20 protein-coding genes are annotated in these 18,490 nt (G+C 61.8%); 9 read left to right on the forward strand and 11 right to left on the reverse strand.

Features of this window, described 5'->3' with window-relative positions; all coding sequences use genetic code 11:
- The first annotated feature begins 401 nt into the window (after positions 1 to 401).
- A complete protein-coding gene (locus BMZ46_RS14195; protein ID WP_011332209.1) occupies positions 402 to 1,166 on the forward strand; it encodes an SDR family oxidoreductase in 765 nt (254 codons plus the stop codon).
- Between the two features lie 131 nt (positions 1,167 to 1,297).
- Positions 1,298 to 2,203, forward strand: coding sequence for a cation diffusion facilitator family transporter (locus BMZ46_RS14200; RefSeq protein ID WP_039766710.1), 906 nt, complete (start codon positions 1,298 to 1,300; stop codon positions 2,201 to 2,203).
- Between the two features lie 38 nt (positions 2,204 to 2,241).
- Here BMZ46_RS14200 and BMZ46_RS14205 read toward each other — a convergent pair whose 3' ends face one another.
- From BMZ46_RS14205 to BMZ46_RS14235, 7 genes are all read right to left on the reverse strand, one after another.
- Entirely contained in the window at positions 2,242 to 3,369 is a 1,128-nt protein-coding gene (locus BMZ46_RS14205) for an AGE family epimerase/isomerase (RefSeq protein WP_074689650.1), read from the reverse strand.
- A 100-nt stretch (positions 3,370 to 3,469) separates the two neighbouring features.
- The gene (locus BMZ46_RS14210; protein WP_074689651.1) at positions 3,470 to 4,042 is read right to left on the reverse strand and encodes a HupE/UreJ family protein; all 573 of its coding nucleotides are present in this window, start codon (positions 4,040 to 4,042) and stop codon (positions 3,470 to 3,472) included.
- A gap of 27 nt (positions 4,043 to 4,069) precedes the next feature.
- Positions 4,070 to 4,684 (reverse strand): urease accessory protein UreG, encoded by a 615-nt coding sequence (gene ureG, locus BMZ46_RS14215; RefSeq protein WP_007950645.1) that lies wholly within the window; start codon positions 4,682 to 4,684, stop codon positions 4,070 to 4,072.
- Positions 4,685 to 4,706: 22 nt separating this feature from the next.
- Positions 4,707 to 5,381 carry an urease accessory protein UreF gene (locus BMZ46_RS14220; protein ID WP_074689652.1) on the reverse strand — a complete coding sequence of 225 codons (675 nt, stop codon included), beginning with the start codon at positions 5,379 to 5,381 and terminating at the stop codon, positions 4,707 to 4,709.
- A complete protein-coding gene (ureE, locus tag BMZ46_RS14225) occupies positions 5,378 to 5,878 on the reverse strand; it encodes an urease accessory protein UreE (protein ID WP_007950631.1) in 501 nt (166 codons plus the stop codon). The genes BMZ46_RS14220 and ureE overlap by 4 nt, the downstream gene beginning before the upstream one ends.
- A gap of 203 nt (positions 5,879 to 6,081) precedes the next feature.
- Positions 6,082 to 6,714 (reverse strand): TetR family transcriptional regulator, encoded by a 633-nt coding sequence (locus BMZ46_RS14230; protein ID WP_074689653.1) that lies wholly within the window; start codon positions 6,712 to 6,714, stop codon positions 6,082 to 6,084.
- Between the two features lie 171 nt (positions 6,715 to 6,885).
- Positions 6,886 to 7,392: a hypothetical protein gene (locus BMZ46_RS14235; protein ID WP_039766719.1), complete on the reverse strand. Its 507-nt coding sequence runs from the start codon at positions 7,390 to 7,392 to the stop codon at positions 6,886 to 6,888.
- Positions 7,393 to 7,773: 381 nt separating this feature from the next.
- Here BMZ46_RS14235 and BMZ46_RS14240 point away from each other — a divergent pair, with 381 nt between their 5' ends.
- Positions 7,774 to 9,849, forward strand: coding sequence for an AsmA family protein (locus BMZ46_RS14240; RefSeq protein WP_074689654.1), 2,076 nt, complete (start codon positions 7,774 to 7,776; stop codon positions 9,847 to 9,849).
- A 136-nt stretch (positions 9,850 to 9,985) separates the two neighbouring features.
- On the opposite strand, the gene BMZ46_RS14245 is transcribed toward BMZ46_RS14240, so the two are convergent.
- Positions 9,986 to 10,516 (reverse strand): ferritin-like domain-containing protein, encoded by a 531-nt coding sequence (locus BMZ46_RS14245; RefSeq protein WP_039766721.1) that lies wholly within the window; start codon positions 10,514 to 10,516, stop codon positions 9,986 to 9,988.
- A 98-nt stretch (positions 10,517 to 10,614) separates the two neighbouring features.
- On the reverse strand, positions 10,615 to 11,517 hold the full coding sequence (locus BMZ46_RS14250; RefSeq protein ID WP_074689655.1) for a LysR substrate-binding domain-containing protein: 903 nt from the start codon (positions 11,515 to 11,517) through the stop codon (positions 10,615 to 10,617).
- 120 nt (positions 11,518 to 11,637) lie between these two features.
- On the opposite strand from BMZ46_RS14250, the gene BMZ46_RS14255 reads away from it, so the two are divergent.
- The 3 genes from BMZ46_RS14255 to BMZ46_RS14265 all read left to right on the forward strand — a co-directional run bounded on the left by BMZ46_RS14255 (position 11,638) and on the right by BMZ46_RS14265 (position 13,564).
- Positions 11,638 to 12,276: an FMN-dependent NADH-azoreductase gene (locus BMZ46_RS14255; protein ID WP_074689656.1), complete on the forward strand. Its 639-nt coding sequence runs from the start codon at positions 11,638 to 11,640 to the stop codon at positions 12,274 to 12,276.
- Positions 12,277 to 12,582 (forward strand): DMT family transporter, encoded by a 306-nt coding sequence (locus tag BMZ46_RS14260; protein WP_074689657.1) that lies wholly within the window; start codon positions 12,277 to 12,279, stop codon positions 12,580 to 12,582.
- Between the two features lie 91 nt (positions 12,583 to 12,673).
- Positions 12,674 to 13,564, forward strand: a complete 891-nt coding sequence (locus tag BMZ46_RS14265) for an esterase/lipase family protein (RefSeq protein ID WP_074689658.1) — start codon at positions 12,674 to 12,676, stop codon at positions 13,562 to 13,564.
- Here BMZ46_RS14265 and BMZ46_RS14270 read toward each other — a convergent pair.
- Entirely contained in the window at positions 13,561 to 14,454 is an 894-nt protein-coding gene (locus tag BMZ46_RS14270) for a DMT family transporter (RefSeq protein ID WP_074689659.1), read from the reverse strand. The genes BMZ46_RS14265 and BMZ46_RS14270 overlap by 4 nt on opposite strands.
- A gap of 98 nt (positions 14,455 to 14,552) precedes the next feature.
- Here BMZ46_RS14270 and BMZ46_RS14275 point away from each other — a divergent pair, with 98 nt between their 5' ends.
- The 3 genes from BMZ46_RS14275 to BMZ46_RS14285 all read left to right on the forward strand — a co-directional run bounded on the left by BMZ46_RS14275 (position 14,553) and on the right by BMZ46_RS14285 (position 17,076).
- Entirely contained in the window at positions 14,553 to 15,347 is a 795-nt protein-coding gene (locus BMZ46_RS14275; protein ID WP_074689660.1) for an AraC family transcriptional regulator, read from the forward strand.
- A 63-nt stretch (positions 15,348 to 15,410) separates the two neighbouring features.
- Entirely contained in the window at positions 15,411 to 15,716 is a 306-nt protein-coding gene (locus BMZ46_RS14280; protein WP_064379136.1) for a PsiF family protein, read from the forward strand.
- A gap of 346 nt (positions 15,717 to 16,062) precedes the next feature.
- Entirely contained in the window at positions 16,063 to 17,076 is a 1,014-nt protein-coding gene (locus BMZ46_RS14285) for an AI-2E family transporter (RefSeq protein WP_039766732.1), read from the forward strand.
- Between the two features lie 108 nt (positions 17,077 to 17,184).
- Here the strand turns inward: BMZ46_RS14285 and BMZ46_RS14290 are convergent, their stop codons facing one another.
- Positions 17,185 to 18,453: an Hsp70 family protein gene (locus BMZ46_RS14290; protein WP_074689661.1), complete on the reverse strand. Its 1,269-nt coding sequence runs from the start codon at positions 18,451 to 18,453 to the stop codon at positions 17,185 to 17,187.
- Positions 18,454 to 18,490: the final 37 nt, after the last annotated feature.

An 18,490-nucleotide genomic window follows, 5' to 3' on the forward strand; every position in this document is an offset into this window, starting at 1 on the left:
GTGGTTAATCCTGTGGATAAGTCTGTGATTAAACTCTGGAAAGACTCGGCTGAGGGCCGTAATTGCTGGCCTCGCGCAATCATGGGCATGACCGGCCGGTCGTGCAAAATGCCCTGCCCGGCACAACTGGTTGTTCAGGGTCAAGCAAAAAACTTTCTGAATCGCTCGCAAAGCCTTGTGTGGCGCGGCTTTGCGCTTTTCCACTTGCCCCCGGAAACTGTGGAAGGGCTTGTGGATAACGTGCGTGCACATGGCTCCAGGCCACGGCGCATATGGCGTAGCGGCCATTGATCAATTAATGAGCAGGATTCGGTGGTTGCCGGTTAAAGCAGGGCCGGGCATGCTGCCCGCTGATTTTCTATTCCAATGGCTGCCCCGGCGGCCGAAGCAAGGAGAACACGATGTCCAACACCCTGTTTATCACCGGCGCGACCTCCGGTTTTGGTGAAGCCTGTGCCCGTCGTTTTGCCGAGGCCGGCTGGAAACTGGTGCTGACCGGTCGTCGTGAAGAACGCCTCAACGCGCTGTGCGCCGAACTGTCGAAGCAAACCGAAGTGCATGGCCTGGTGCTGGACGTGCGTGATCGCAAGGCGATGGAGGAGGCGATTGCCAACCTGCCGCCATCGTTCGCCAAACTGCGTGGCCTGATCAACAACGCCGGGCTGGCGCTGGGCGTGGACCCTGCGCCGAAGTGCGACCTCGACGACTGGGACACCATGGTCGACACCAACGTCAAAGGCCTGATGTACAGCACTCGCCTGTTGCTGCCTCGGCTGATCGCCCACGGTCGTGGCGCCGGCATCATCAACCTCGGCTCCATCGCCGGTAACTATCCGTACCCGGGCAGCCACGTTTATGGCGCGACCAAGGCCTTCGTCAAACAGTTCTCGCTGAACCTGCGCTGCGACCTGCAGGGCACCGGTGTGCGCGTCAGCAACATCGAGCCGGGCCTGTGCGAGAGCGAGTTCTCGCTGGTGCGTTTCGCCGGCGATCAGGCGCGTTACGACGCCACCTACGCCGGTGCCGAGCCGATCCAGCCGCAGGACATCGCCGAGACCATCTTCTGGGTGCTGAATGCGCCGGCGCACATCAACATCAACAGCCTTGAGCTGATGCCGGTGAGCCAGACCTGGGCGGGTTTTGCCATCGAGCGTAACAAGGCTTGATAGGGTTTTGCCCCCCTTCGCCAGTCTGCTGGCGAAGAGGGCAAATCGGCCAAATTATGGCAGTAAGTTAGACTCACTCCTCAACAACCCCACCGCACCCAGCGTTTTTCAAGGTTTTTCGAGGAGTCAAAGTGAGTAACCGAGGTGAGCAGTCGCTGCTCAAACAATCCACCCTTCTAATGTTGGCCGTGTCGATCGCCGGGATCGTCACCGGTTTTGTTTCGGGTTCCCAGTCCATCCTGTTCGATGGCTTTTTTTCGCTGATTGCCACCTTCATCAAAGTCCTGATGCTGATCACCGCGAAGCTGATCGCCAAGCAAAGCAACCAGCGCTTCCAGTTCGGCTTCTGGCACCTGGAGCCGATGGTGCTGCTGATCGAGGGCAGTTTCCTGTTGCTGATCGCGATCTACGCGTTTCTCAACGGTGTGTTCGGCATCATCAATGGCGGTCGTGAGATCGAACTGGGGCTGGTGATCATCTACGCGGCGGTGTTCACCGTTGTCGAGTTCGCCTACTTCTTCTACGTCCGGCACCGCAATCGCACGCTCAAGTCGAGCCTGATCCAGTTCGACAACATCAGCTGGCTGGTGGACGCGATGCTGTCGGTGGGCCTGTTGATCAGTTTCCTTGCGGCGCTGTTGCTCCAGTCCCAGGGTTATGGCGAGTGGGCGAAGTTCGTCGACCCGCTGATTCTCATCGTGCTGGCCCTGACCATGCTGCCGCCGGCCTTCAAGATCCTCGGCCCGGCGCTGCGGGACGTGCTCGGCATTGCGCCGGACACGCTGGACGATCAGGTGCGTCAGGTGATGGACGCGGCCAAGGCCGAGCATGGTTTCGACGACTACGTGTCCTACGTGCAGAAGCACGGGCGGGCGCGGTTTATCGAGATTCATGTGGTGTTGCCAGCAGACTACCGGCTGCAGAGCGTCGGTCAGCTGGACGTGCTACGTGAGGAGATTTCCGCGAAGCTGGGCAAACCGGATGCGGCGCGCTGGCTGACCATCAGCTTCACTGGCGACCGGAAGTGGATTGCCTGATGTTTGCGGCGAGGGAGCCTGCTCCCTCGCCACAGCTGTCAGCTCAGATAGACGGCAATGCCGCGATAGCAGGTCGCCAGGTGATACGGCGTGGTCGACGGCATGTCCTTGCGGCTGACCTCGCCCTGATCGTCACGGCATTCGTGCCAGCCGCCGGCGTGCAGGAAGCGCTGTTGCAGCGCCTGCAACTGGCGCAGCACCGCGCTTTCACTGCCCGGACGCAAGGTCAGGGCGCGCAGGTACTCGGCCTGGGCCCAGATGCGCTGGGTCGAATCCTTCCCGTGTCCTTGCGGATCAAGCATGGCCAGCACCGCACCGGTGTCGGCCTCGACGCCCTGTTGTTCGGTGAAGGCAAACGCACGATCCAGTGCCGCGTGCAGCTTCGACCCGCGCAGCAGCGGTGAGGATTCGAGCAGGAAATACCATTCGAACTGATGCCCCGGCTCAAACCAGTTATCCACAGCACCCAGCGGTTTTTCCATCAGCACGCCCTGTTGCGGTTCGATGAAGCGCTTGTGCATGGCTGTGCATAACTCGCTCAGCGCCTGCTGGGTCTGGGGATCTTCGCGCACGGCCAGCGTGGCCAGGAAGGCCTCGGCCAAGTGCATCAGCGGGTTTTGCAGCGGGCCGGTTTCCAGCGTGATCCAGTCGCGATCAAGGCAGGCTTCGTAGAGGCCGTCACCCGTTGCGAAGCGCCGGCCGATCACTTCCAGCGCGGCGTTGAGCGTCGATTCCACCAAGGGCTCGCGGGATTTTTCCCAGTAGTGGGCGCAGGCAAACAGGATAAAGGCGTGGGTGTAGAGGTCCTTGCGCTGATCCAGCGGTTTGCCCTGCGGATCGATGCTGTAGAACCAGCCGCCGTGCTCGGCATCGTGGAAGTGCCGTTGCAGGGAACGGAACAGTGCAGCCGCGCGGATTTCGGCGTTATCCACAACCCCGATCAGGCTGGAAAACAGGTACAGCTGCCGTGCGCAGGCCATGGCCCGATAGCGCTGCGGTGGCAGCGGCTGATGTGCGCCGTCCAGCGCCTCGTAAGGCAACGCCATGTCGGCGTTCCAGCCCGGTCCTTGCCAGAGGGGCACGATCACGTTCAGAAAGTGCTGTTGCACTTCGCCGAACAGGGCGGTCAGTTCAGGCAGGGAGGTGGAGCGGGAAGCGTGGGGCATGGGCGGACGTCGTCACGGCAGGGGCGATTGCGCGACATGGTAGCAGAGAGTGGCGATCGATCGTTCCCGCGCCATGCGCGGGAACGATCAGAGGTGCAGTTCAGCCGGCCAGCAACCACGCGCCCGTCACCGCCGAAGCGGCTCCGGCCAGTCGAACCAGCGGCGCGGCCGCCTGAGGCAGAAAACGCACGACCGCATAACCCGCCGCATGCAGCGCAGCCGTCGCGACCACGAACCCTGCGGCATACGCCCAAGGGCTCGACATGTCCGGCAACTCGAGGCCGTGAGCCACGCCGTGGAACAGCGCAAACAGCGCCGTCGCCGCCACCGCCATCACCAGTGGCGGGCGCACCGCCAGCGCCACCGCCAGACCCAGCGCCAGCACCGAGGCGGCAATCCCGCTTTCCAGCGCCGGCAATTCCAGCCCTTCAAAGCCGAGCAGGCCACCGATCAGCATGGTGCCGACAAAGGTGCATGGCAGCGCCCAGCGTGCGGCGCCTTGCTGCTGCGCGGCCCACAGGCCGACGGCCAGCATTGCCAGCAAATGGTCGAGACCGCCGATCGGGTGGCTGATGCCGGCCACCAGGCCAGAGTCGCCGTGGCCAGGGTGGGCGAAGGCCAGGGCCGGAGTCAGCAGCAGCGCGACAGCGCCGAGAATGCGTTTGAGTGTCATGGATAAGCTTCCTTGTTGATCAGTGAATCAGGCTGCGGTCAGCAGGCCCTGGCGTTCGATGAAGGCGATGATGTCTTCCAGGCCCTGACCGGTTTTCTGGTTGCTGAACACGAACGGCTTGCCGTTGCGCATGCGTTGGGTGTCGCTGTTCATCATCTCCAGCGAGGCGCCGACCAGCGGCGCAAGGTCGATCTTGTTGATCACCAGCAGGTCGGATTTGCAAATGCCGGGCCCGCCCTTGCGCGGCAGTTTGTCGCCGGCCGACACGTCGATCACGTAGATGGTCAGGTCGGACAGTTCCGGGCTGAAGGTCGCGGACAGGTTGTCGCCGCCGGACTCCACCAGAATCAGGTCCAGCCCGGGAAAGCGGCGGTTCAGTTGATCCACCGCTTCGAGGTTGATCGAGGCGTCCTCACGAATGGCGGTGTGCGGGCAGCCACCGGTTTCCACGCCGATGATGCGTTCCGGCGCCAGCGCTTCGTTGCGCACCAGAAAGTCGGCGTCTTCGCGGGTATAGATGTCGTTCGTGACTACAGCCAGGTTGTAGCGCTCGCGCAGGGCCAGGCACAGGGCCAGGGTCAACGCGGTCTTGCCGGAACCGACCGGGCCGCCGATGCCGACGCGCAGGGGTTGTGTGTTCATGTGATTCTCCAGATAAAAGGCCCTAGGAACGGAACAGGCGGCTGTACTGGCGCTCATGGGCCATGCACGCCAGGGACAGACCGAACGCGGCGCTGCCGAGGTGTTCGGGATTGATTCGGGTGGCGTCCTGCTGCGCCTGTTGCAGCAGCGGCAGCAGTTCGCTGGTCAGGCGCTGGGCGGCTTGCTGGCCCAGCGGCAAGGTTTTCATCAGCACCGCGAGCTGGTTTTCCAGCCAGCTCCACAGCCACGCGGCGAGGGCGTCCTGCGGGCTGATCTGCCAGGCGCGAGCCGCCAAGGCCCAGCACAGGGCCAGGTGCGGCTCGGCGCAATGTTCGAGAAAGTCCCGCGCGGGCTGATCGAGTTCGGGCAAGCCGTTGAGCAATTGCTGCAACGAGTAGCCCATCTGCCGGCTCTCCAGATGCAGTTCGCGGGTTTCGCGGCTGGCGCGATGGCTTTCGCAGAGCTTGCGCAATTCATTCCAGTGTTCGTCCGCCGCGGCCTGGCAATGGGCGAGCAACATGGGCGCCTCGAACCGCGCGAGGTTGAGCAGCAATTGATCGCTGATCCAGCGGCGGGCGCTGTCCGGGCTGTCGACGCGGCCGTTATCCACAGCCATTTCCAGGCCCTGGGAATAGCTGTAGCCGCCAATCGGCAATTGCGGACTGGCCAGGCGCAGCAGCGCCCAGGCCGGGTTCACAGACGGACGCCGAACTGATGGAGTTTCGGCGCGTAGTTGAAGTCTTCGTCACCGTGCCGCGAATGGTGATGGCCGCCGCCGTAGGCGCCGTGTTCCGGCTGGAACGGGGCCTCGATCGATTCCACGGCGGCGCCGAGCTGTTCGAGCATCGCCTTGAGCACGTAATCGTCAAGCAGCCGCAGCCAGCCGTCACCGACTTGCAGCGCAACATGGCGGTTGCCCAGGTGATAGGCGGCGCGGGTCAGTTCGAAAGCATTGGCGCAGGTGACGTGCAGCAATTGTTCGGGGCGGGCGCAGACCCGGACGATCCGGCCATCTTCGGCTTGCAGGCACTCGCCGTCATACAGCGGCGGCTGACCGCGCTCCAGAAACAGTCCGACGTCTTCGCCTTCGGCACTGAAACAGCGCAGGCGGCTTTTGCTCCTGGCTTCGAAGGTCAGGTGCAACTCGGCGGCCCAGACGGGTTGAGGGTCGATTCTGCGATGAATCACCAGCATCGGAAAGCTTCCAGCAATGGACAATGCTCAGGCTAGAGCAAGGGGCTTGCCAATCGGACGAGATGTAGGAAAACCCTGTCGGAGCCTAGTGGATGTTTCAAGATGTTGCAGGATTGTGAGATGTTTTGGTGCATGAAGTTTTTTACATGCACCAATTTGCGGCGCAAAAAAATCGCAGCTCAAGGCTGCGATTTTTTGCTTTCTCACTCGGTACTGCCGAGCCCTTGCCAGTGCTTCAGCCCGATGAAGATAAAGCGCAACTGCTGGGTGATCTTCGCCTGGGGCGTCAGATGCTCCGGCAGGGCTTCGGCCGGCGGGTCGATGATGTCCGGCAGGGTGGCGAACACCGATTTGACGATCAGGTCGGCCATCACGCTCAGGCCATCGTGATTCAGATGCTGAAGCTTGGGCATCAGGGCCAGGTCCGCCGCCAGGTCGGAGCTGATGTCTTCACGCAAGCGGCCGATGGCCTGACGCACCGGCAACGATCCGCCGTACTGCTCGCGGGCCAGAAACAGAAATTGCGAACGGTTGGCGCTGACCACATCGAGAAAGATTCGCACCGACGCATCGATGATGCCGCCCATGACAAATTCGTTGTGGCGTACCAGGCGGATGGTTTCGCGGAAGGTCTGGCCGACTTCACTGACCAGCACCAGGCCGAGTTCGTCCATGTCGGCGAAATGCCGGTAGAAACCGGTGGGCACGATGCCGGCGGTTTTCGTCACTTCACGCAGGCTCAGGCTGCCGAATCCTCGGCCGCTTTCCATCAGGTGGCGGGCAGCGTCCATCAGGGCGTTGCGGGTCTGTTGTTTCTGTTCGGCGCGGGGCAGCATCGCAAGGGAGTGTTCTTAGGCAAGACAAGCGCCGCACTCTAGCAAATCGGCTTTGTCGGCGTCGAACGGCAGGGGGGATGAAAGCGGGAAATCGCGACTTCTTTATACAGGCTGCTGAAAAGTCAAAAGCCCAATCCGGGGATTGGGCTTTTTTTCCAGGCCGCCATGGGCTTAGCTCAAAGCGCTGTTGCGTTCGATCACACGGTCACCACCACCTTCGGCCAGAGTTTGACCTTGTGGAGTGCGGTCACCACCGTCCGATGCCAGGGTCTGGCCTTGGGGAGTGCGGTCGCCGCCGTCAGAAGCCAGAGTCTGACCTTGTGGGGTACGGTCGCCGCCGTCAGATGCCAGGGTTTGACCTTGTGGAGTGCGATCCGAACCGTCTTGAACCAGACCTTTCTCTTCCAGACGATCGCGGCCGCCTTCAGCTACGGTTTGACCTTGTGGGGTTTTGTCATAGCCATCTTGAACCAGGCCTTTTTCTTCCAGACGGTTACGACCGTTTTCAGCCAGGGTCTGGCCTTGTGGAGTGCGGTCCGAGCCATCAGCAGCAACGGTCTGGCTGAACACCGAGTGGCTGGTTTTGACTTGCGGAGTCGCTTGATCGGCAGCTGGCAGAGCGAAAGCGGTGCTGGCCAGCATCGAGAGGGTAAGACTGAACAGAAGTTGGCGTTTCATGATGGGTTGCTCCTTGGGAGGGCGATAAAGTGGGTACGAAGCTAATGCTACTCTCGATAAGTCGATATAAAAGTTCATAAACACAATGGTAATAATCAACAGAATTGATTGTTCCATTGGGAGGCTCTAGCTCGGGCGTTTCAGGCGGGCGGTTTTGCACTGCGGTGGGTATTTTCCACCCACTTGCGCCCCGCAAATGTGCGGGGGCGGTAACGCCAATTCGACCGATCGGTCAGAATGGCGACCGTTTTTTCCCCTCGCTGGGGCTTTGGATTAAACCTGCGGGCTGTTTGTCAGTCACAGATTTCATGAGGGCCATCATGGCCTGCCGTTTCAGCTGCGTCGTGCCAATGGATGCAGTCGTCTTCAGGAGCTTTGTGCATGACGCGCACCCGTAAAATCTTCGCCTGGACCTTCGCCACCCTTGTGCTGCTTCTGGCGGTGCTGGTGTTGGTCATCGTGTTTTTCGACTGGAACCGGATCAAGCCGCCGCTCAATGCCAAAGTCTCGGAAGAATTGCACCGACCGTTCGCCATCAACGGCAACCTGTCGGTGGTCTGGCGGCGCGAAATCGACGAGGGCGGCTGGCGCGCCTGGGTGCCGTGGCCGCATGTAGTGGCCGAAGACCTGACGCTGGGCAATCCGGACTGGTCGAAGCAGCCGCAGATGGTCACCCTCAAACGGGTCGAGCTGCGCATTTCACCGCTGGCCTTGCTGGCGCAACGGGTGACGATCCCGCGGATCGACCTGACTGAGCCGAACGCACAATTGCAGCGTCTGGCTGACGGCCGCGCCAACTGGACCTTCAAGTTCGATCCCAAGGATCCGAATGCCGAGCCCTCGAACTGGGTGGTCGACATCGGCGCCATCGGTTTCGACAAGGGCCACGTCACCCTGGATGACCAGACCCTCAGGACCAACCTCGACTTGCTGATCGATCCGCTGGGCAAGCCGATTCCGTTCAGCGATATCGTCGGTGACAAAGCCGCGAAAACCGCACAGGACAAGGGCGGGGCACCGCAGGATTACGCCTTCGGCCTGAAAGTCACCGGCCAGTACCACGGCCAGAAACTTGCCGGCCAGGGCAAGATCGGCGGTCTGCTGGCGCTGCAGGACGCGAGCAAACCGTTCCCGTTGCAGGCCCAGGTGAAGATCGGCGATACCAGCGTCGAACTCGCCGGCACCCTGACCGATCCGCTGAATCTCGGCGCCCTCGACCTGCGCCTGAAACTGGCGGGCGCCAGCCTCGGCAATCTGTATCCGCTGACCGGCGTGACCCTGCCGGACACCCCGCCTTATGCCACCGACGGCCACTTGATCGCCAAGCTGCATGAGCCGGGCGGCGCGCAGTTCCGCTACGAACAGTTCAACGGCAAGATCGGTAGCAGCGACATCCATGGCGATCTGGCTTACGTCGCCAGCCAGCCACGGCCGAAGCTGAGTGGCGCGCTGCTGTCCAATCAATTGCTGTTCGCTGACCTCGCGCCGCTGATCGGTGCCGACTCCAATGCCAAGCAGAAGGCCCGTGGCGGCGAGAGCAAACAGCCGGCGGACAAGGTGTTGCCGGTGGAAGAATTCAAGACCGAGCGCTGGCGCGACATGGACGCCGACGTCGAATTCACCGGCAAACGCATCGTCCACAGCGAAGAACTGCCGTTCACCGACCTCTATACCCACCTCAAACTCAACGACGGCGAACTGAGTCTGGAGCCACTGCGCTTCGGCGTGGCCGGCGGCAATCTCGACGCGCAGATTCGTCTCAACGGTCGTACCGAGCCACTGGAAGGCCGGGCCAAATTGACCGCGCGCAAGTTCAAGCTCAAACAGCTGTTCCCGACCTTCGAACCGATGAAGACCAGTTTCGGTGAACTCAACGGCGATGCCGACATTGCCGGTCGCGGCAACTCGGTGGCGAAGCTGTTGGGCGGTGCCAACGGCAACCTGAAGATGCTGATCAACGACGGCGCGATCAGTCGCGAGTTGATGGAGCTGGCAGGCCTCAACGTCGGCAACTACGTGGTCGGCAAGATCTTTGGCGACAAGGAAGTGAAGATCAACTGCGCGGCGGCGGACTTCGACATCAAGACTGGCCTGGCGAGCACGCGGCTGTTTGTGTTCGATACCGAGAACGCAATCATCTACATCGATGGCACGGCGAACATGGCCACCGAGCAACTGGACCTGACGGTGACGCCGGAATCCAAGGGCTGGCGTTTGATTTCCCTGCGTTCGCCGTTGTACGTGCGTGGCAAGTTCATCAAGCCGGATGCCGGGGTCAAAGCGGTGCCGTTGATGTTGCGCGGGGCGGGGATGGTGGCGTTGGGCGTGATCGCCGCGCCGGCGGCGGGGCTGCTGGCGCTGGTGGCGCCGAGCGGCGGCGAGCCGAACCAGTGCGCGCCGTTGCTGGAGCAGATGAAGGCGGGCAAGGCACCGGTGACCGTCAAACCCACCAAGTAATCGCAGCAACCCGATCGTTCCCACGTCGAACCGTCTGCGTGGGAACGCCGCCATGGACGCTCTTGGGACGCGGAGCGTCCCGGGATGCATTCCCACGCAGAGCGTGGGAACGATCGGTCAGCGGGGGTAGCGGGGATTAGAGGTCTTTCAGGATATCGGCCATGTCATCGGCATGCTCTTCTTCCTGAGCCAGGATGTCTTCGAAGATCCGGCGGGTGGTCGGGTCCTTTTCACCGATGTACTGGATGATCTCGCGGTAGCTGTCGATGGCGATCCGCTCGGCCACCAGGTCCTCGTAGACCATTTCCTTCAAGGTGTTGCCGGCCACGTATTGCGCGTGGGACATCTTCGACAGCAAGTCCGGGTTGAACTCGGGCTCGCCGCCCAGTTGCACGATGCGTTCGGCGAGACGGTCGGCGTGTTCGGCTTCCTGGGTGGCATGTTCCAGGAACTCGTTGGCGGCGACGTTGGCTTTCAGGCCGTTGGCCATGAAGTAGTGGCGCTTGTAGCGCAAGACGCAGACCAGTTCAGTGGCCAGCGACTCGTTGAGCAGGCGCAGCACTTCTTCACGGTTGGCGCTGTAGCTTTCGGTCACCGCGCCATTTTCCACGTGCTGGCGTGCGCGCTCGCGCAGGGTTTGAACATCAGACAAATGCAGATCACTCATTTCAGTCTCCTGGAGGCTAATCCGATTGGCGTCACGTTCTGCTGACGTGATCGTTACCAGGTTGTGAGTGATGAACGCGGCAAAAAGTTTTGTCGGATTCAGCGCGGGGCATGTCCCGAAAGCAATGCTTCCTCGCGCAGCCAGGCAAAAAACGCCTTCACCGGTGGATGCCGTTCACGGCCCGGTACGCAAAGTGCGCTGTAACCGGCGCCGTCGACCTGCACTTCACCCTTGTACGGCACCAGCAGACCACTGGCGACGCTCTGCGACACCAGGATGTTGCTCGCCAGCACCAGCCCCTGTCCGGCAATGGCCGCTTGCAGGGCGTAATGCTCTTCGTCGTATTCGCGGACGGCCGGGTGCTGATTCAACCAGTTTTCGCCCGACTGCGCGCACCAGGCCTCCCAGCCGTGAGCGTAGAGCTTCGAATTGTGCCAATGCACGCTGATCAGCGCCGGGGTGCGACGGGCGGCCAGCGCCACCTGTTCCGGCGAGCCGTACACGCCGAACGATTCATCGAACAGGCACAACCCGTAGAGGTTCGGGTAATCGTCGAGGCTGTAGCGCAATACCAGGTCGACACTGGCGTCCTGATGCAGATCGATCACTTCGCAATGCGTATCCAGGCGCACATTGATGTTCGGGTGCCTGGCGTAAAACCGCCCCAGTCGCGGCACCAGCCACAGCGCAGCAAACGCGGCGGTGGTCGACAGCGTCAGGCTGCTGCCGCTGCGTTGCGGGCGCAGGGTGTCGACGCTTTGCGCCACTTCCAGAAACGCGCCGTGCAGGCTGCGAAACAGCCGCTCGCCGCCCTCGGTCAGGCGCACCTGACGCGGCAGGCGTTCGAACAGCGCCACGCCGAGCCAGTCCTCCAGCGAGCGGATCTGATGGGAAATCGCCGTGGGCGTCACCGCCAGTTCTTCGGCGGCCGCCTTGAAACTCAACAGACGTGAGGCGGATTCGAACGCGCGCAGGGCGGTCAGGGGCAAGGCTGCGAACATGAAAACTCCACGGATGAGATCAATTCATCCCGACTGATTTTTGCTCATTTGAGGCGGTGATGTGATGCCTGCAATCTGGCGCCACACAGTCACTCAAGTCTAGACCTCAAGGAGATTCAGATGAGCAAGATTCTTGCAATCCATGCCAGCCCACGCGGTGAACGTTCTCATTCGCGGCGCCTGGCAGAAAGCTTTCTCAGCGCCTGGCAAGTCCGCCATCCACAGGCTCAGGTCACCCGCCGTGAAGTCGGGCGGGCGGTGATTCCGGCGGTTAATGAGGCGTTTGTCGCGGCGGCGTTTTACCCGGAGCCCGAGGCTCGACCGCTGACGATGCAAGCCGATCTGGCGCTCAGCGATCAACTGGTGGGCGAGCTGTTCGATCACGACCTGCTGCTGATTTCCACGCCGATGTACAACTTCAACGTGCCCAGCGGCCTCAAGGCCTGGGTCGATCAGATCGTCCGGTTGGGCCTGACGTTTGATCACACCCTCGACAACGGCATCGCCCAGTACACGCCGTTGTTGCAGGGCAAGAAGGCGCTGATCGTCACCAGTCGCGGCGGTTTCGGATTCGGCCCGGGTGGCGAGCTGGAGGCGCTGAACCACGCCGATCCATGGCTGCGCACCGCGCTGGGCTTCATCGGCATCAACGATGTCACGGTGGTCGCCGCCGAGGGCGAGGAATCCGCCGAGCGCACCTTCGCGGTGTCGGTGGCCGAGGCCGAGCAGCGCCTGCTCGAGCTGGCCCGGGAGTTCTAGGTGGCCTGGCTGTTTCTGCTGATTGCGGCCGGGTTTGAGGTCACCTTTGCCATGGGCATGAAGTACGCCGAGGGCTTCACCCGGCTCTGGCCGTCGCTGATCACTGTGGTTGCGGCGGTGGTCGGGATCTATTTCCTGACCCTGGCGATGCGCGAGTTGCCGGTGAGCATCGCCTACCCGATCTGGACCGCCATCGGCTCGCTCGGCACGGTGTTTCTCGGTTTCGCCCTGCTGGGCGAGAGCTTGACGCTGGTGAAGTTACTGTCGGTGGGGCTGATTGTGGCGGGGGTGGTGGGGCTGAAGTAGGCTGGTCGTGGAGTTGTCATCATCGAGGAGGATGCTTGGCGGGCGTTTTGCACGCCCTGCATCCACTCACCGACCACAAGGATGTTTGCCCATGTCGCAAGATTCGGCCACACGTTACCCACTGGTGCTGGTGCCGGGAATGCTCGGTTTCATCCGTCTGGTGCTGTACCCCTACTGGTACGGGATCATCAAAGCGTTGCGCCGGGGTGGGGCGACGGTGATTGCGGTGCAGGTGTCGCCGCTCAATTCCACCGAAGTGCGCGGCGAGCAGTTGCTGACGCGCATCGATGAAATCCTGCGCGAGACCGGCGCGGCCAAGGTCAATCTGTTCGGCCACAGCCAGGGCTCGCTGACGGCACGTTACGCGGCGGCCAAGCGTCCGGATCTGGTGGCGTCGGTGACGTCGGTGGCCGGCCCCAATCACGGTTCGGAACTGGCCGACTATCTGGCGAAACATTATCCGGCGGACAGCGCCAAAGGGCGCATTCTGGAAGCGCTGTTACGTTTTGTCGGCTGGCTGATGGCGCTGCTGGAAACCGGCTACCACGGGCCGAAACTGCCGGTGGATATCCATGCCTCGCACAACTCGCTGACCACCGAAGGCGTGGCGCTGTTCAATCAGCGTTATCCACAGGGCCTGCCTGATACATGGGGCGGGCAGGGACCGGAAGAGGTCAACGGCGTGCGTTATTACTCGTGGTCCGGCACCTTGCAGCCGGGCAAGACCGACCGTGGGGGCAACCTGTTCGATGGCACCAACCGCAGTTGCCGGTTGTTCGCCAAAACCTTCGTGCGCGAGCCGGGGCAGTGCGACGGCATGGTCGGCCGCTACAGCTCGCACCTGGGCACGGTCATCGGCGATGACTACCCGATGGATCACTTCGACATCGTCAACCAGTCACTGGGACTGGTCGGCAAAGGCGCGGATCCGGTGCGGCTGTTTGTCGAGCATGCGGCACGGTTGAAAACCGCAGGAGTCTAGGCTGCGCTTGGAGTGCGGGAGCGACCGAGGACGGTGGTCCAGCGCTCGGAAAGAATTACCCCACCCAGTGTCAGCAAACCACCGACCAGGTGATACATCGCCAGTTGTTCCTTCAATACCACCGCAGCAATCAGCGCGGTGATCAACGGCAGCAGGTTAAAGAACAGCGTGGTCCGGCTCGGGCCCAGACGCTGCACGGCCTGCATCCACGCCAGCGGCGCGAGCATCGAGGCCAGCAGGCACGCATACAGCACCAGCGGAATGTTCTGCAGGGTCAGGCCGGTTTTCGGCGACACGGCGTACAGCGGAAACAGCACCACCACCGCCACCAGCACCTGCAAATACAGCAACACCAGCGGCGGCAGGCGCAGCTGCCACTTTTTCAGCAGGGTGCTATAGATCGCGTAGGCGAGGGTGGCGACCAGCATCATCGCGTCACCCAGGTTCACCCCGTGTTGCAGCAACGCGCCGAGGCTGCCGGACGACACCACCACCAATACACCCGCGAATGAAAGTACGGCACCGACCAGCGCACCGGCGGTCAGGCGCTGGCCGAGGCTGATGATCGCCATGGCCAGCGACATCAGCGGCATCAGCGACAGGATGATGCCCATGTTGGTGGCGCTGGTCAGGGTCGCCGCAAAGTAGGCCAGGCTCTGATAGACCGCCATGCCCAGCACGCCAAGGATGAAAATCTTGCCGAGGTTCGGGCGGATCTGCGGCCAGTGCGCGATCACCTTTTTGAGCATGAACGGCGTGAACAGCAGGCCGGCGAGCAGCCAGCGGTAGAAGCCGATCTCGGCGGGAAAGATCGCACCGACCGCGAGCTTGTTGATCACGGTGTTGCCGGCCCAGATGAAAATCGCCAGCAGGGGAAACGCGTATTGCATGGGAGGAGAAACCAGTACGTTGATGAACGGCGATTATCCCCTGTCTGGATGCAGGCCTATACTGCGAACCGGACAACCCGCCCCTGATTCCGGACAGCATGAACAGTAAACACATCGATCTGCTGGATTTCAGCGAACTGCCGTCGGCAGTGTATTTCCGCTATGCCGATTTCAATGCCCACGAATACGCCGCGCCGCATCGCCATCCGTGGGGCACGTTGGAATACGCGGCCCACGGCGTGCTGCATATGGATGTCGATGGCAGCCGCTTCATGTCGCCGCCGCAATACGCGGTGTGGGTGCCGCCGCAGGTCGAGCACAGTTTCTACAGTCATCAGCCGGTCAATTATCGGGCGGTGTGCCTGGCGCCGGAGGTCTGTTCCGATTTGCCGGCGCAGGCCTGCACCCTGGCGATCAGCGACATTCTCAAGGCGATCCTCAAGGACTTCGCCGCCCGTGATGTGAAGATCCCCGCGTTCGAAGCCGACCAGCGCCTGGCCCAGGTGTTGGTGGATCAACTGCGCCAGGCGCCGGTGCACCAATGCTATTTGCCTTACGCCAGCAGCCCCGGTTTGCTGACCATTCTCGAAACCCTGCAGGCCGAGCCCGGCAACAATCAGCCGCTGGCGCACTGGGCGGCGCAGGTGCATGTCAGTGAGCGCACCCTGGCTCGGCAATTCGTGCGGGAGCTGGGGATGAGTTTCGGCGAATGGCGTCAGCGGCTGCGTTATCTCGCGGCCATCGAGGCGCTGGAGTCTGCGCGCAGCGTGCAGGAAATCGCTTTCGATCTCGGCTACAGCAGCGGCTCGGCCTTCATCGCCATGTTTGCCCGGCAGGCCGGATGTACCCCGGAGCAGTATCGGCGCAGCCATCTTGAGGCTAGGAAGGTGTAACAAGCTTTGACTACACTCCAGCAGAGGCCACCTCCATCGAGGCGGCGCCAAGGAGAAAACTCCATGAAGATGTTGCGTGTCCCTTTGTTGATGATCGGTCTGCTGCTGTGCTCCCAGGGTTTCGCCGCCACGGCGCAACAGAACAAGATGACCACCTGCAACGCCGACGCCACGGCCAAGAGCCTCAAGGGCGACGAGCGCAAAGCCTTCATGAGCACCTGCCTCAAGGCAGCCCCGGCGGCCAACGACGCCAAGGCTCTGACCCCGCAGCAGGAAAAGATGAAAACCTGTAATGCCGATGCCAAGACCAAGGCGCTGACGGGTGATGCGCGCAAGACCTTCATGAGTGATTGCCTGAAGAAAAAATAAAGCGGGTTTGAGTGGTGACTGGCAGAGGTGTCCGGCTTGGGATCCAGGCCCTCACCCTAACCCTCTCCCAGAGGGATAGGGGACTGACCGCGTTGTTTCCAGACATTCTTCGACCTGAAACATCCGGTCGATTATGGATTCGATACAGAGCTTTCAGGTCGCCAGATCACCCGAGCATCCCGCAATCAGTTCCCTCGCCCTCCGGGCGGTCCTACGTTTCGGGAGGGCTAGGGTGAGGGCTGGGCCGCAAGTCAGACACCAGACCCCAAACACCGCATATCCCTAGTGCTCCCCAAGGATCGCTGGCAGACTGCCAATCCTTTTACGCCGTTCGTTTTGAGGCTGTATGCCAACGTTTTCTGAGCGTCATGTTGTGTTCTGGGTCAGTTGCATCATCATTTTCGGCGGTCTGTTGCTGGTGTTGCCATTGCGTTTGCTGCCCAGCCTGCTGGCCGGGTTGCTGGTGTTTGAACTGGTCAACATGCTCACCCCGCAACTGCAACGGCTGATCGAAGGCCGGCGTGCGCGCTGGCTGGCGGTGGCGCTGCTGGGCACGCTGGTGGTGAGTGTGCTGGCACTGATCTTTGCCGGGGCTATCAGTTTCCTGTTGCACGAGGCGGAAAACCCCGGCGCATCCCTCGACAAATTCATGGGTGTGGTTGATCGCGCCCGCGGGCAACTGCCGCCATTTATCGATAGCTACCTGCCGGCCAGTGCCGCCGAGTTCCGGGTGGCCATCGGTGAATGGGCGAGCAAGCATTTGTCCGAACTGCAACTGGTGGGCAAGGACGCGGCGCACATGTTCGTGACGCTGCTGATCGGCATGGTGCTGGGCGCGATCATCGCCTTGCAGCGCGTGCCGGACGTCACCAAGCGCAAGCCGCTGGCGGCCGCCCTGTTCGACCGTCTGCATCTGCTGGTTCAGGCGTTTCGCAATATCGTGTTCGCGCAGATCAAGATTTCCCTGCTCAACACCTTCTTCACCGGGATCTTCCTGGCGGTGGTCCTGCCGCTGTTCGGGATCAAGCTGCCGCTGACCAAGACCCTGATCGTGCTGACCTTCCTGCTCGGTCTGCTGCCGGTGATCGGCAATCTGATGTCGAACACGCTGATCACCATCGTCGGCCTGTCGCTGTCGATCTGGGTGGCGATTGCGGCGCTGGGTTACCTGATCTTTATCCACAAGCTCGAATACTTTCTCAACGCGCGCATCGTCGGCGGGCAGATCAGTGCCAAGTCCTGGGAGTTGCTGCTGGCAATGCTGGTGTTCGAGGCCGCGTTCGGCCTGCCGGGGGTGGTGGCGGGGCCGATTTATTACGCGTATCTGAAGAGTGAGCTGAAGCTGGGCGGGATGGTTTAAAAGCAGCTGCGAGTTTTGAGCTGCAAGCCGCAAGAAAAAGGCAAGAGCGGTGGTCGCTCTTGCCTTTGCTTTTACTTGTAGCTTGAAGCTTGCAACTTGAGGCTGGCGTTAAACGCCGTAGCGCTTCATGGCTTCAATCGCCAGACCGCTACCAATGCTGCCGAAGATGTTGCCTTCAACATGCCGCGCGTTCGGCAGCATCGCCGAGACGCTGTTGCGCAGTGCCGGGATGCCGCTGGAACCACCGGTGAAGAACACCGTATCGACCTGACCCACCGCCACATTGGCGTCGGCCAGCAACTGGGTGACGCTGGCGCGCACGCGCTCGAGCTGCGACTCGATGGCCGACTCGAACAATGCCCGGGTCAGTTCCACGCTCAGGCCCGACTCGATGCGATCCAGCGGTACATGACGGCTGTCGTTGTGGGTCAGGTGGATTTTGGTTTCTTCCACTTCCATCGCCAGCCAGTGCCCGGCGCGCTGTTCGATCAGCTTGAACAGACGGTCGATGCCGCCGGTGTCCTCGATGTCGTAACGCATGCTGCCCAGGGCCAGGGTCGATTTCTGCGAGTACACCGAGTTGATGGTGTGCCAGGTCGCGAGGTTCATGTGGTGGCTGGTCGGCATGAACGCGCCGCTTTTCATGCGGCTGCCGTAGCCGAACAGCGGCATCAGGCCTTGCAGGCTCAACTGTTTGTCGAAGTCGGTCCCGCCGATGTGCACGCCGCCGGTGGCGAGGATGTCGTCGTGGCGGTTATCCACACCACGACGCTCGGGCGACAGGCGCACCAGCGAGAAGTCCGACGTACCACCGCCGATGTCGACGATCAGCACCAGTTCTTCTTTTTCGATGGTCGACTCATAGTCGAACGCTGCGGCAATCGGTTCGTACTGGAACGAAACGTCCTTGAAGCCGAGCTTGCGTGCCACTTCCACCAGGGTGTCTTCGGCTTCCTGGTCGGCCAGCGGATCGTCGTCGACGAAGAACACCGGACGGCCCAGCACCACTTGCTCGAACTCACGACCGGCGGTCGCTTCGGCGCGGCTCTTGAGCTGGCCGATGAACAGCCCGAGCAAGTCCTTGAACGGCATCGCGGTGCCGAGGACGCTGGTGTCGTGCTTGATCAGCTTGGAACCCAGCAGGCTCTTGAGCGAGCGCATCAGCCGGCCTTCGTAGCCTTCCAGGTACTCGTGCAGCGCCAGACGGCCGTAAACCGGACGGCGCTCTTCGATGTTGAAAAAGACCACCGACGGCAGGGTGATCTTGTCGTCTTCCAGCGCGATCATCGTTTCCATGCCGGGGCGCAGCCAGCCGACGGTGGAGTTGGACGTGCCGAAGTCGATGCCGCAGGCACGGGCTGGAGAGGCGTCTTTCATGGTCTTTCGGTTCCGGTCAAAAAAACGGCCGCGCAGT

Source organism: Pseudomonas sp. NFIX49 (assembly GCF_900115915.1).
Lineage (GTDB): Bacteria > Pseudomonadota > Gammaproteobacteria > Pseudomonadales > Pseudomonadaceae > Aquipseudomonas > Aquipseudomonas pharyngis.